Below are 13580 nucleotides of genomic sequence, written 5' to 3'. Positions count from 1 at the left end.
TAATGACGGTGGAGGGAGCGCGCTACTACTTCCCCGTCTTGACGAACTCCGCAATCTCCCGCGTCAGCCGGTCGTCCTCGGTGTTGATCGCATACACCTCCGACATGTGGCTGTGCTGCGGCAGCATCACCGCGCGGGCGCAGCCGGACGGTCGCTTGCAGGCGGCCTGCTTGAGCAGATCGAACTGCTCGACGAAGCGCGGCGGGTCGAGCTCGGCGGAGACGATCATCAGCGGCAAGGGCGAGGCTTGCAGCCCCTGCAGCGACGAGCGCTCCTTGAAGCGCGAGGGATCGGTGCCGAAATAGGCCATCTCCTGGTCGCCAAGCGGCGTCGCGGTGAGGTCGTAGACGCCCGAGGCCATGATCGCGCCCGCAAGGCCGCCGCCGGCGACCTTGTGGAATTCGGGATGCGCCACATAGGTCGCGACGTGCACCGCGCCGGCCGAGTGGCCCATCAGATAGATGCGCGCGGGATCGCCGCCGTTCTCGGCGGCGTGGGTGGCCACCCATTGCACCGCGCTGGCGACGTCCTCGACACCGGCAGGCCAGGGAAATTTCGGCGCCAGGCGGTAGGTGATGTTGACGCCGATGAAGCCGCTCTTCACCGCCCACAGCATGATGTTGTCGTAGAACGGGCCGTCCGGCGTGGTGCGCTTGTTGCCGCCGATGAAGGCGCCGCCATGCACGAAGATCAGCACCGGCCGGGGCGCGGCCGCGGCATCCGGCGTGAAGACGTCGAGCAGATTGCGTTCGGCCGTGCCGTATCTCACATCGCGCTGCACCTTGACGCCGGTGTAGGGTTCCTTGGCCTGCAGCGGCGCGTAGATCGCGGCGGTCTTCGGCGGGGCGATGACCCGGCCGATCTCGATCAGCTTCCAGGCGATGTCGTCGGGCATGGGGCTCTGCTGCGCCTGCGTGGCGGTCGTCGCCAGCGTGGCTGCCAGGATCGCCAGGCCCAGTCGCGTGAGCGTCATTCGAATTCGCTCCGATCAGTATCGATGGCCCAAGCGGCCGACTCACAAGCGGATTTATCGCGATTTCGCCGTGACTGGCAGGGGCTTTTGCGATACGCAACCTGCCATGAGCCGCCGTATCAAGCGAACCCAGACCCGATCCGATCGCCCGACCGATCGCCGCAGCGAGCGGCCGAAGGCGGAGGCCGCCCGCAGCGCAGGCGCCGCGGCCAAGCGTGAGTCTGCGAAGCGTCCCGATGCCGAGCGGCCGCGGCGCGACCGTTTTGCCGGTGACCGCGAGGCGGCACCGCGCGGCGATTTCGGGCGCGGCAAGGCCGAGCGCAGCCGTGCGCCGCGCGCCGAGGGAGAGGATCGCCGCGACAGCTTCGCCCCGCGCGAGCGGCCGCCGGCCAAGCGCGCCGGTGCCGGCAAGCCCGCGCGGTTCAGCTCGGAGCGTGCCGAGCCCAGGCCTGCGGCGCCGCCGCCGAAGAAGGTCGAGCCGGAGACGCCGCTGCTGCCGACGAAGGTGCAGACCGTGGTGGTCACGGCCGACGAGAACAACATGCGCGTCGACCGCTTCCTCGAGGCGCGCTTTCCCGGCCTGTCGTTCTCGCACATCCAGCGCATCGTCCGCAAAGGCGAGCTGCGCGTCGACGGCAAGCGCGCCGGCTCCAAGGATCGCCTTGAAGAAGGCCAGAGCGTGCGTATTCCGCCGCTCAAGTTGGACGCGCCGAAGGAGCGCGCCGGCCTCACCGAGGGCGAGCGCAAGACGCTGGAGAGCCTCAAGGCGATGACCTTGTACGAGGACGACGACGTGCTCGTCCTCAACAAGCCGGCCGGGCTCGCGGTGCAGGGCGGCTCCGGCATGACCCGCCACATCGACCAGATGCTGGAGGTGATGCGCGACGCCAAGGGCCAGAAGCCGCGGCTCGTGCACCGCATCGACCGCGAGACCTCCGGCTGCCTGCTGATCGCCAAGACCCGCTTCGCCGCGACGCATCTGACCGGCGCCTTCCGCAGCCGCTCGGCGCGCAAGATCTACTGGGCGCTGGTGGCGGGCGTGCCCAAGCCCAAGCAGGGCCGCATCTCCACCTATCTTGCCAAGGAGGAGAGCGAGGACGACACCATCATGCGCGTCGCCGCCCATGGCGACGAGGGCGCCAGCCACGCCGTGACCTACTACGCGGTGGTCGAGGCCTCGGCCAACAAGCTCGCCTGGGTGTCGCTGAAACCGGTGACCGGCCGCACCCATCAGCTGCGCGCGCACATGGCCCATATCGGCCATCCCATCGTCGGCGATCCCAAATACTTCAACATCGAGAACTGGGCGCTGCCCGGCGGCCTGCAGAACCGGCTGCACCTGCTCGCGCGCCGCATCGTCATCCCGCATCCGCGCGGCGGCGTGATCGACGCCACCGCGCCGCTGCCGCCGCACATGCTGCAGTCGTGGAACCTGCTCGGCCTCGAGCACGACCGCTTCGACCCGATCGAGAACGCGCCGGAGGAGTGAGCGGCCTCTCGTAACACGGATATCGCTTCGCTCATCGGGCTACGCAGCGGCTCAATTCCGGAACTGCCGCAAAAACTCCCGCAGCGAATCGTGCGGGGTCTCAACGTCGAGGATGACCCAGCCGTCCGGTCCCTTCACGACGATGAAGTTCATCGTCACGCGGTGGCCCTGGTTGTCGAAGCTGGCCGCCACATACGTCTTGTCGAACTGCTTGCGCAAGATCGAGATCGCGACCGGGCCGAGCTTCCAGCGCGGGCTCTGCACCAGGAAATCGTAGGGCTCACGCCGCGGCGCCGCCCAGGCCCCGGCGAGGCTCGGATCGAAGAACTGCCGCGCGGTCTCGGCCGTCCGCGGCAGCCCGGCGGAGAGCTCCGGCGCGCCCCGGCCGTAATGCGCATAGACGTTGCGCACCAGCGATTCCGGCGAGCGGAAGCCGGCGGCGGCCGCGACGGCGCTGCCGAGCAGGACGAGGGCGGAGAGCAGCGGACGCATCGGCAGCTCGCATTTCGGGCGGACAGGGCTTATCTACCGCGAAAACAACGGATCCCGTGTGATCATCCCGCGAGAGGGCTGGAATTTTGATGCGTGAACTGTTTGACGAGGTCGTCGGCCGGTCGCCGCTCGATCCGCAGGAATCGGCGCGCCAGGCGATGCGGACGCCGCTGCGCAAGCGCTTCTACAAGGAGGCCGGGACCGCCGCGGCCGAGGGCGGCTTCAACGTCACCCTCGACGGCCGGCCGATCCGCACACCGTCGGGGCGCGTCGTCATCGTTCCCGCCGGGGAGCTGGCCGAGGCCGTCGCCGCCGAGTGGCAGGCCCAGGGTGAGAACATCGATCCCGCCACGATGCCGCTGACGCGGTTCGCCAACAGCGTCGTGCAGTCGGTGGTCGACCGCACCGACGCGGTGCGCGAGGACATTGCCAAATATCTCCAGTCCGACCTGCTGTTCTACCGGGCCGGTCATCCCGAGGGGCTGGTCGCGCGCGAGGCCGAGCATTGGGACCCGGTGCTGGACTGGGCGCGCGACGGCCTGGGCGCGCATTTCATCCTGTCCGAAGGCATCATGCATGTGGCCCAGTCGGAGGCAGCGGTGCAGGCGGCACGCGGTGCGCTGCCGACCGGCCCGTGGACGGTGGCGGCGGCGCATGTCGTCACCACACTGACCGGCTCGGCGCTGCTGGCGCTGGCGCTGGTGCATGGGGTGCGCGACGCCGATCAGGTCTGGGCGGCCGCCCATGTCGACGAGGACTGGAACGTCGCGCAATGGGGCGCCGACGAGGAGGCGATGAGCCGTCGCGCCGCCAAGCAGATCGACTACCAGGCCGCCGTCCGCATCCTCCGGGCGGTCGACGCCGCGCTCTGAGGCCGGTTAACGCCGGGTTTAGGGGCACCCGCTAGGCTGTGCGCGTAACCCGAGTACGCGCATGGTCCAGAGTGTCACCCCGTCGCCTTCCGTGAGCGCCGTCCGCGGCGTCGGCAGCTCGCCGGCCGGAACCACGGTGGCGGCGGCGACCACGCTGCAGGCCGGCGCACTGGTCAGCGCCAGGGTGCAGCAGGTGCTCGCCGAGAACCTGGTCCAGGTCGCGATCGGAAACCTGTCGATGGAGCTCGCGAGCGAGCTGCCGCTGCAGGCCGGCCAGACCGTGCAGGTCGCCGTGTCGCAGACCGCGCAAGGGCTGCAGCTCGCCATCGTCGGGCAGGGCGGCAGTGCTGCCACTGGCACCACCGGCACCCCGACCCCGGCCGCCACCGTCGTCGACGTCACCGGCCGGCTGGCACCGGCGCTCCCGCCACCGCCGGATCCGCTGACCGGGCTGGAGCGGCTCGCATTGTCGATCGCCAGCGAGGAGGCGGCGACCCGCCAGGGCAGCCAGGGCCAGTTGTTCGCCGATCTCCAGGCCGTCGCCGACTCGCCGAACCTTCCACCGGCCCTGCGTGCCGCCGTGGCCCAGGTGCTGGCGCAGCAGACGCCGCTCTCGCCGGCGCTGACCGCGGAGGATGTGCAGACCGCCGTGCAGCAATCCGGCCTGTTCCTGGAATCCTCGCTCGCCAACGGCACTACCGGCGCCGGCACGCCCGACCTGAAGGCGGCGCTGATCGTGCTGCGCCAGACGCTGGCGACGGTGCTGCAGACCGCCGAGCCCGGCATGGCGGCATCGACGCAGCCGTCGCCCAGTGGCTCCTATGCCTCGGTGCTGTCCGAGGCCGGCCGCGCCGCCGCCGCGCAACAACAGAGCGGCGCCCCCTCGCTGGTGCCCGACATTGAGATCGAGCTGCCGCCCCAGCCCTGGGCCACGGGAATGGGACGGCCCGACGCCGCATCCGCCGGCTTCACCGGCTCGGCGCTGATCGAGGCCCTGACGGGCGCCAAGGCGCAGTCGCTCACGCCCGGCACGGTGCTGGCCGTGCTGCAGGAGGCGCAGCAGCAGATTCCGCGCGCCGCGGGCCTCGTTCCCGGACGCAACGCCAACGGCCGCGCCGACATGGTCGTGCGTACCAACACCCCGCCGCCGCCGTTCCGCGGGGCTGCACCGATGCCGCAGGCCGTGGCGATGCCGACGCTCGGTCCCGACACGCCGCTGTCGGCGATCGCGCACCGGCTGCTCGACGAGACCGACCAGGCGCTGTCGCGCCAGACCCTGCTGCAGGTCGCCTCGCTGCCGGATCGCCCGGACGCCTCGACCGCGCGCACCGACCCGGCGCCGCCGCGCTGGAACTTCGAGATTCCCTTCGCCACCCCGCAGGGCACGGCCATGGCGCAGTTCGAGATCGCGCGCGACGGCGGCACGCAATCGCCGGACGCCGCCAAGCGCGTCTGGCGGGCGCGCTTCTCGCTCGACGTCGAGCCGGCCGGCCCGGTGCATGCGATGATCTCATTCAGCGCCGAGCGCACCTCCGTGCGGATGTGGGCCGAGCGTCCGGTCACCGCCGCGCGGCTGCGCGCCGGCCTTGCCGACCTCAGCCAGGCCCTCAGCCGTGCCGAGCTCTCGCCGGGCGATCTCGTGGTGCAGGACGGCGCGCCGCCGGCCGTGATGCCGCCCAGGGCCGGCCATTTCCTGGATCGCGCGCTATGAGCATCGAGGTGAAGGCCGCCAACAAGACCCAGCTCGCCGTCGCCTTGCACTACGACAAGGGCCAGGGCGCGCCGCGCGTCGTCGCCAAGGGCAAGGGCACGATCGGCGCCAAGATCATCGAGGTCGCGAAGGCGCACGACATCCCGATCGAGGAGAACGAGGTGCTGGCCGGCGCGCTCTCCAATGTCGAGCTCGGCGACGAGATCCCGGAGGAGCTCTACAAGGCCGTCGCCGAGGTGCTGGTGTTCGTGCTCAACCTGTCGCGGCCGATGCGCTGAGCGCGCCGCATTTGTGATCTCCGTCATGCGTCGGTCGTCACCGCCCTGTGGTAGGGAGGGCGAACGACGACGGAGATTTGCGATGCCCATGATGAGCCGCCGCCACGCGCTCGCCCTGATGACCGGCGCCAGCCTGTTGCCCGCGCGCGCATTTGCGCATGTCGCACCGCCACGCAACGAGATCCGCGGCGAGCTCGCCAAGCGCTTCACCGACGAGGGCACCAAGGGCACGTTCCTGGCCTACAAGGTCGAGGAATATCTCATCATCGCCAGCGATGCCGATCGGTCCGGCGAGGCGAAGCTGCCGGCCTCGACCTTCAAGATCGCGAACTCGCTGATCGCGCTGGAGACGGGCGTCGTCGAGGATCCCGACAAGGACGTGTTCAAATGGGATGGCGTCACGAGATCGATCGAGGCCTGGAACAGGGATCACACCTTGCGCAGCGCGATCGCGGTCTCCGCCGTGCCGGTCTATCAGGAGATCGCGCGCCGCATCGGTCCCGAGCGGATGCAAAAATATCTCGAGGAGCTCGACTACGGCAATCACGACATCGGCGGCGGCATCGACCAGTTCTGGCTCACCGGCGCGCTTCGCATCGATCCGGTGGAGCAGGTCGATTTCATCGATCGCCTGCGCCGTGGCGCCCTGACGGTGTCGAAGCGCAGCCAGGATCTGACGCGCGACATCATTCCGACGACCAAGGTCGGCGACGCCGTCATTCACTTCAAGTCGGGATTGCTCGGCAAGGAGCAGGGCTCACTCGGCTGGATGGTCGGCTGGGTCGACAAGGGGGATCAGCCGACCGTGTTCGCGCTCAACATGGACTGCCCCGAGCCGCGCCACGTCGAGGCTCGGATGACGTTGACGCAAGCGTGCCTGAAGGAGATCGGCGCGCTGTGACAGCCGTGACGCGGAGGGCGCCGGCACTCACCGCCGCGACAGCTCCAGATTCACTCCCGTGATCTCCGTGCCGGCCGGGCGGATCGACACGGTCTGCCGGCGTCCCTGCGTCGTCAGCGACAGGCCGGCGGAAAACGTCTGCCCGCGCGCCTGGGCCTCGATGCGGTTGCCGACGGCGCGGCCCTCGATCGTGCCGGACGCGTTGTGGCTCGACTCGCTCCATTGTCCCGAGATCTCGCCGCCGCGATAATAGGCGACGTCGCTGGAGAGGTCGATGTTGTAGCTGTCGCTGGCGCAGCGGATGTTGAGCCGGAGCTGCTCGCCGGCGCCGCCGACGTCATAGGCCGCGCGGCAGCGCAGCCGCTCCTGGTTGCCGTCGGACAAGCTGATCACGCCGCCGCCGGTCCAGGAGCCCTCCAGCCCCCGGAACGGCGCGGCAGGCGCCGCATGGGCCGCGCCGCCCAGGGCGAGCGCGGTCAGCAAAGTGGGGATCGCAAGGCGAGAGGCGCGCATCATCGGGCTCCGTTTCATCGTCGAAAAGCGAGCGACAACGCAGCAAGACCCGATACGTTCGATCTGTCACCTCAAAAATTGATCCAAATCGTTCTATTTTTGCTCACGACAGCTTGAACAGTGCGCGCAGGAAATCCGTCACCGCCTGGCGCGCCGCCTCGGCCGTGGCCGGATTGCCGCCGACATGCGGATCGAACTCGACGCAGGCGTCCTGATAGGTGAAGGGCTGCTGCGTGTCGGCATTGATCAGCATCCCGCCGTCGCTCTCCTTGATGCGGCAGTTGCGCACGGTCTGCGCCTTCGGCGCGACGGCGAGCATGTTGGCGCCGAGCAGGCCGAGATCGAAGCCGTGCGGCGAGTCGGCGTATTCCGTCAGCGCGACGTCGCGGCCCGCGGCCTTCAGCCGCTCGACATAGGCCTTGCAGGTCCGCACCGGATTGTAGTCGTCCGGTCCGCCGTGAAAGATCCGGATCGGCCGCGCCACGACGTCGGTGTCGCCGAGATAGGTCGTCGAGCAGTCGGGATAGAACGGGATGTAGGCGGCGAACTGCAGCCCCGAATTGTTCCAGCGCCTGTGGAAACGCTCGAGGCTCGCATACAGCGCCGCCTGACCGCCGCGCGAAAAGCCCATCAGCACGATGCGCTCGGGATCGACGCGCGGATGCTTCGCCAGCACGTCGAGCGAGCGATAGATATCCATGATCAGGTTGAGCCGGCCGAGCTGAGCCTGGTTGGTGCTGGTGGCGGTGATGCCGCGCCCGGTGAAGCCGTCGATCGCGAAGGTCGAGATCCCCATTGCATTGAAGGTGCGGCTCCAGGCTGCGATGTTGGCGCCGACGCCGCCCGAGCCGTGCATCAGCACCACCACCGGCAGCCTGCCGCTGCCCTGCGCCACGCGCAATTCGCCGACGACGGTGACCGGCTTGCCGCCGTCGTCACCGGAGAGGAACTGCCGGTCGGACAAGGTGAGCGAGGGGATCGGATACATCTCGAGCCGGGCGGGCATATCCTTGGTGAAGCCCTGGGCGCTGGCGCTGCTGCCGAAGTCACCGGCCAAGGCTGTCAGCAGCATCGTCACGGCCACCGCCGCCTGTCGGCAACGGGACCCTCCAACGGCGCGGCGCGGTCGATGCGAGACGGCAACACGAGCGTCCATGGCAAGCGTCGATGCGGCAGCAACAATGTGTCGCTCCATGACCGTCCTCCTGGCTCGCTGCTTGTGGCGCGGCTTTGCAACCAAGTAGAACGAGCGATCGCGGAGCTGTCAAACAGCCGTGCGCGGCGCGCTGGCTGACAGCGGTGGACAACACCGAGCCTGGTGCGCCGCGAAACAAGGGGCGGCGGGCCTCTTTGAGACTCCGGCATCTCGGACCGCGGTGTCAGGGTCGACGAACTCCGCCGATCCGGCCGAGATGGGTGAAGCCGAAGCCGTCGGCATATTTCAGGCCGTAGCCGGCGAGCCGGTCGACGCCGACATGGGCCAGCCAGATCGTGGCGATCTCGACCACCAGTGGCTGTCCGGCCGCCAGCCCGATCGCGAGCAGGGCGGCGGGTGCCAGCGTGCTGTGGACGGCATTGTAGGCCACGGCGCCGATCCGCGGGCCGGCGAGATAGGCGGCGAAGCTGACGTCGGGCGCCAGGAACAGGGCCGCGAACAGCCACCACGAGCCGCTTTGGTGGGCGTAGAAGGCGATCGCCGCGGCCGCCAGCACCAGCCCTTCGAGCCGCAGCAGCAGGCGCAGGCCGCCCTGGACGGCGCCACCGGATGTGCCCAAGGGCTCAGTGACCAGATCCGGTCGAGCGGCCATATCCATGATTCTGCTTCCAATTCCGAACTGTGGGAGGAGGGGCGGCACGGCCGAAAGCGGCTTTCCGGCTCCGAAATAGCCGTGATAGAAGGCCGCCAACAGTCACGACATCGGGAACGGGCGGGAAGCGCATGAAGGACATTCTGGACACCCTCGAGGAACGGCGCAAAGGCGCCAAGCTCGGTGGCGGCGAGAAGCGCATCGAGGCGCAGCATGCGCGCGGCAAGCTGACGGCGCGGGAGCGCATCGAGCTGCTGCTCGACAAGGGCTCGTTCGAGGAGTTCGACATGTTCGTCGAGCACCGCTCCACCGAGTTCGGGATGGAGAAGACCAAGGTCCCCGGCGACGGCGTCGTCACCGGCTGGGGCACCGTCAACGGCCGCAAGACCTTCGTCTTCGCCAAGGATTTCACCGTGTTCGGCGGCTCGCTGTCCGAGACCCACGCGCTGAAGATCACCAAGCTGCAGGACATGGCGATGAAGGCGCGCGCGCCGATCATCGGCCTCTATGACGCCGGCGGCGCCCGCATCCAGGAGGGCGTCGCGGCGCTCGCGGGCTATTCCTACGTGTTCCGCCGCAATGTGCTGGCCTCGGGCGTGATCCCGCAGATCTCCGTCATCATGGGTCCCTGCGCCGGCGGCGACGTCTATTCGCCGGCCATGACCGACTTCATCTTCATGGTGAAGAACACCAGCTACATGTTCGTCACCGGCCCCGACGTCGTGAAGACCGTCACCAACGAGGTCGTCACCGCGGAGGAGCTCGGCGGCGCCTCGGTGCACGCGACGCGCTCCTCGATTGCCGACGGCGCCTTCGACAACGACGTCGAGACGCTGCTGCAGATGCGCCGGCTGATCGACTTCCTGCCGAGCAACAACAGCGACGGCGTGCCGGAATGGCCGAGCTTCGACGACATCGAGCGCGTCGACATGTCGCTCGATACCCTGATCCCGGACAATCCGAACAAGCCCTATGACATGAAGGAGCTGATCCTGAAGGTCGTCGACGAGGGCGATTTCTTCGAGATCGCGGACGCCTTCGCCAAGAACATCGTCACCGGCTTCGGCCGCATTGCGGGGCGCACCGTCGGCTTCGTCGCCAACCAGCCGATGGTGCTGGCGGGCGTGCTCGACTCCGACGCGTCGCGCAAGGCCGCGCGCTTCGTGCGCTTCTGTGATGCCTTCAACATCCCGATCGTCACCTTCGTCGACGTTCCGGGCTTCCTGCCGGGCACCGCGCAGGAATATGGCGGCCTGATCAAGCACGGCGCCAAGCTTCTGTTCGCGTACTCGCAATGCACGGTGCCGCTGGTGACGGTGATCACCCGCAAAGCCTATGGCGGCGCCTTCGACGTCATGGCCTCCAAGGAGATCGGGGCCGACATGAACTATGCCTGGCCGACGGCGCAGATCGCGGTCATGGGCGCCAAGGGCGCGGTCGAGATCATCTTTCGCGCCGACATGGCGGACCCGGACAAGATCGCCGCGCGCACCAAGGAATACGAGGACCGCTTCCTGTCGCCGTTCATCGCCGCCGAGCGCGGCTATATCGACGACGTCATCATGCCGCACTCCACCCGCCGCCGCATCGCGCGTGCGCTTGCCATGCTCAGGGACAAGAAGATGGAGATGCCGGCGAAGAAGCACGACAATCTGCCGCTGTAGTGGTTGGAAAAACGTCAGCACCGTGAGCACCAGAGGAGTGCGGATTTCTGAACATCGCTAGCTCGGTCTACTGCTCCATTCACCGCTGAGCCTTAGTCTTCGTCACATACAGGAAGTCGCAAGCCTCGATTCCGCTGTGCACATAGCGGTGTGTTGAACGACCGCGCATTGCTGTATTGAGGTAAAATGGTAAGCGAAGCCGTAAGGAAAAAATCCTGCCGACGATGGCTTCGAGATCCTTCGATTGTGCAGTTGCTCTGTGAAATCGAGGTAATGGCGTTTGCGCTCAAGGGTGATCGCATGGTTTGATGCACGCACGACTTGTGTCTGACTGGAGGCAGTCATGAGTGGTGTGCCAATTAAAAGGGAGTTGGGTCCGATAGACGGAACTCCCGAGAAGCGGATGTTCTGGTCAATTATTAGCGACTACGATCTTAAGACCGGCTTGTGCGAGCTAATAGATAATGCGCTCGACATCTGGCTCAGGAGCAGCAGGTCGAAAGTCCCCAAAATTTTGATTCAATTAGATACTGAACGGCAGATCATTTCGGTTCAAGATGATGTTGGAGGAGTAAAATTTGAAGACTTGCATCTGCTGCTTGCGCCGGGTGGAAGCAAAAACGATCCTGCTTCGGAGGTAATCGGAATATTCGGCGTAGGAAGTAAGAGGGCCGGCATTGCGCTGGGCGAGCAAGTCGATATCAGAACTCGATTTAGGTCGGGACAAAGCTTAGAGTTAAATATTACAAGGGAGTGGCTTGAGAATGAAGATTGGAAGCTTGCCGCCTACGAGATTCCGGACATTGAGAGAGGGACAACGAGAGTAGAGATATCAAGATTGCGACGACCGTTCATTTCGACTGATATTGGAGCGCTAAGAGTACACTTCGGCCAGACTTACAGTTGGTTTATTAGAAATGGATGTGTCATCGAAGTGAATGGGGTTGGCGTAGGAGCGGAAGACTTCGATAACTGGAGTTACCCACCCGGATACGCTCCAAAAGTTGCGGCATTTGAAGTTGATTTTCTCTCGGAGGGCAAGGTTTCCGTCGAGATAGTCGTTGGTCTGATCGGAGATCGCGTGCCTGAGGGAGACAACTACGGAGCATACTTCTACTGCAATCACCGCTTAATAGTAAAAGAATTGCGGTCTAGAGAGGTAGGGTATTTCAATCCTCAAGAAGCTGGTGTTCCTCATCCGGACGCTTCACTTTGTCGCGGAATCGTGAGGCTTCAAGGTCCGGCGCGACTAATGCCTTGGAATAGTACTAAGAACGGTATTAACACTGGGCATGTTTTGTTTGGTCGCGTAAGGGCAACTTTGGCTCCATTGATGGCCTACTACACCAGCTTGTCGCGTCGCCTTAAGGACGATTGGTCAGCTAAGGTTTTCAGCTATAACTCGGGGGACGTGGAGCCGGTTGATGAGTCACCCTCATCTTCGAGTCTTCGAAGTCATCTTCCTCCTCTACCGCGCGCGAAGCGTCCCTCGATTGAAAAGCTAAAATCTCGAAATCGTATCCAGATTGATCGCATGCCTTGGACTTTAGGTCTGATTGAGGCTATGGGAGCAATAGATGTAATCTCAAAACTAAACATAGAGACTAAGAATCGTATTGCGTTGATATTGCTCGATAGCAATTTTGAAATTGCGTTGAAAGAATTCATTGTTCATCGAACTGATCTCTTTCCCCAGATGACATACGGTAGCGCCAAGATAGGTCAACTGTTTCAGCGTAGATCGTCGGTGCTGAGCGAGATTAAAACGAAGATTTCTATACCGCAGGAGCTCATTGCAAAGGCTGATCACTACTACGGACTGCGGAATAAATTTATCCATGAGCGCGCGACGGTGGACGTCACGGAGCGCGATATAAGAAATTATCGTGCCGTTGTCGTTCAGATACTCAAACTACTGTTTGGCCTCAGCGTCCCGGATCACTGAATGTGCTGCGGTGAGCGTTGGCGATCGCGCGGTGTGGCGCTATATTGAGGTCACGCTCTTGCTGACAATCGTGGGTGAAATGGCTTCGTTGACACATGGTTTGGTGGCGGGCGAAAACAAAACACGGTTGCTTCGTGAGGGGGAGATGCCCGGGCGGCGCGCTGATAATCCCGACCGTCTCCAATTGATTCGGACCGCTGGTTCTTTCTAGCTCTCTTCGGCTCGCCGCGGCACTCGGGCGCCGTTTCCGGCCCTGGTGTTAAGCGTATGTCTTAACTAACCTTTAACGATGGGTTTGCGGGAACTGGGCCGCTGGCCTAACCTCGTCGGGTGGGTCGGAAGAGTAGGGTCGCGTATCATGGCTGACAGAACATCGGCATTTCGGAATTCAGGCGTTTTCGTCGTCTGCGCGGCGGCCGCTGCGCTGATCTTCTCGACCGAGGCCGCATCGGCCCGGTCTGGCGCCGCGGTGGCTGCCGGTCCCGTTGGACCGAGCCAGGTCGTCCGGCCGGCGCCTGGGATCAGGCCCGGCCTGCGTCATCACCATTATCGCGGCGCTCGCGCCTATCTGCCGGCCGCCGGCGCCTTCGCCTATGGCGGTTATGACGAGCCCGTGCCGCAGCAGATCCCGGAGCGGACCTCGGCCGACGTGCGTTACACCTATACCTACGACGTCCCGTGGGACTGGGCCCACCGCTTTCCACCGAACGTCGTGCCATCCGATCGCCCCTACGTATCGAGCTGCCCGATGCAGACCGTGACGGTGCCGGGACGCCGCGGCGGCGATCACACCGTCACGATCACGCGCTGCTACTGACGTCTTGAGCCAGCTCAATGCGATCGGCGTGATCGGACGCTAGACATTGTCAAATACCGACCGGCTTCGCTCGCGCGAGGTCGCGAGGTGACGAGGCCCGGACTCCTAGGCACTCCG

The 13580-nt window shown here is 65.5% G+C and carries 13 protein-coding genes; 8 read left to right on the top strand and 5 right to left on the bottom strand.

The features are described from left to right. Window positions 1-25: 25 nt before the first annotated feature. The gene (locus ACQR2C_RS04860; protein WP_434880605.1) at window positions 26-973 is read right to left on the bottom strand and encodes an alpha/beta hydrolase; all 948 of its coding nucleotides are present in this window, start codon (window positions 971-973) and stop codon (window positions 26-28) included. A gap of 106 nt (window positions 974-1079) precedes the next feature. Here ACQR2C_RS04860 and ACQR2C_RS04855 point away from each other — a divergent pair, with 106 nt between their 5' ends. Next, window positions 1080-2462 (top strand): RluA family pseudouridine synthase, encoded by a 1383-nt coding sequence (locus ACQR2C_RS04855; RefSeq protein ID WP_434880604.1) that lies wholly within the window; start codon window positions 1080-1082, stop codon window positions 2460-2462. Between the two features lie 51 nt (window positions 2463-2513). Here ACQR2C_RS04855 and ACQR2C_RS04850 read toward each other — a convergent pair whose 3' ends face one another. After that, the gene (locus ACQR2C_RS04850; protein ID WP_434880603.1) at window positions 2514-2954 is read right to left on the bottom strand and encodes a hypothetical protein; all 441 of its coding nucleotides are present in this window, start codon (window positions 2952-2954) and stop codon (window positions 2514-2516) included. Between the two features lie 89 nt (window positions 2955-3043). Between ACQR2C_RS04850 and ACQR2C_RS04845 the strand changes: the two genes are divergently transcribed. From ACQR2C_RS04845 to blaOXA, 4 genes are all read left to right on the top strand, one after another. Next, complete coding sequence (locus ACQR2C_RS04845) at window positions 3044-3826, top strand: ATP12 family chaperone protein (protein ID WP_434880602.1); 783 nt, start codon at window positions 3044-3046, stop codon at window positions 3824-3826. Between the two features lie 61 nt (window positions 3827-3887). After that, entirely contained in the window at window positions 3888-5537 is a 1650-nt protein-coding gene (locus ACQR2C_RS04840) for a flagellar hook-length control protein FliK (RefSeq protein WP_434880601.1), read from the top strand. Continuing rightward, the gene (locus ACQR2C_RS04835) at window positions 5534-5815 is read left to right on the top strand and encodes an EscU/YscU/HrcU family type III secretion system export apparatus switch protein (protein ID WP_315714536.1); all 282 of its coding nucleotides are present in this window, start codon (window positions 5534-5536) and stop codon (window positions 5813-5815) included. The genes ACQR2C_RS04840 and ACQR2C_RS04835 overlap by 4 nt, the downstream gene beginning before the upstream one ends. A gap of 82 nt (window positions 5816-5897) precedes the next feature. Continuing rightward, on the top strand, window positions 5898-6716 hold the full coding sequence (gene blaOXA, locus ACQR2C_RS04830) for an OXA-1091 family oxacillin-hydrolyzing class D beta-lactamase (protein WP_434880600.1): 819 nt from the start codon (window positions 5898-5900) through the stop codon (window positions 6714-6716). 27 nt (window positions 6717-6743) lie between these two features. On the opposite strand, the gene ACQR2C_RS04825 is transcribed toward blaOXA, so the two are convergent. The 3 genes from ACQR2C_RS04825 to ACQR2C_RS04815 all read right to left on the bottom strand — a co-directional run bounded on the left by ACQR2C_RS04825 (window position 6744) and on the right by ACQR2C_RS04815 (window position 9043). Continuing rightward, window positions 6744-7232 (bottom strand): hypothetical protein, encoded by a 489-nt coding sequence (locus ACQR2C_RS04825; RefSeq protein WP_434880599.1) that lies wholly within the window; start codon window positions 7230-7232, stop codon window positions 6744-6746. 100 nt (window positions 7233-7332) lie between these two features. Beyond that, the gene (locus tag ACQR2C_RS04820) at window positions 7333-8301 is read right to left on the bottom strand and encodes a dienelactone hydrolase family protein (protein WP_434880598.1); all 969 of its coding nucleotides are present in this window, start codon (window positions 8299-8301) and stop codon (window positions 7333-7335) included. 307 nt (window positions 8302-8608) lie between these two features. Continuing rightward, on the bottom strand, window positions 8609-9043 hold the full coding sequence (locus tag ACQR2C_RS04815) for a DUF4260 domain-containing protein (protein WP_434880597.1): 435 nt from the start codon (window positions 9041-9043) through the stop codon (window positions 8609-8611). 125 nt (window positions 9044-9168) lie between these two features. Between ACQR2C_RS04815 and ACQR2C_RS04810 the strand changes: the two genes are divergently transcribed. From ACQR2C_RS04810 to ACQR2C_RS04800, 3 genes are all read left to right on the top strand, one after another. Next, window positions 9169-10701, top strand: coding sequence for an acyl-CoA carboxylase subunit beta (locus ACQR2C_RS04810; RefSeq protein ID WP_434874587.1), 1533 nt, complete (start codon window positions 9169-9171; stop codon window positions 10699-10701). Between the two features lie 343 nt (window positions 10702-11044). Next, window positions 11045-12646 (top strand): ATP-binding protein, encoded by a 1602-nt coding sequence (locus ACQR2C_RS04805; RefSeq protein ID WP_434838339.1) that lies wholly within the window; start codon window positions 11045-11047, stop codon window positions 12644-12646. 358 nt (window positions 12647-13004) lie between these two features. Next, entirely contained in the window at window positions 13005-13463 is a 459-nt protein-coding gene (locus ACQR2C_RS04800; RefSeq protein WP_316177147.1) for a hypothetical protein, read from the top strand. The last annotated feature ends 117 nt before the right edge of the window (window positions 13464-13580 follow it).

This window comes from Bradyrhizobium sp. HKCCYLRH3061 (genome assembly GCF_051168015.1).
Classification (GTDB): Bacteria; Pseudomonadota; Alphaproteobacteria; order Rhizobiales; family Xanthobacteraceae; genus Bradyrhizobium.
This window is presented reverse-complemented; position numbering and strand designations above follow the sequence as displayed.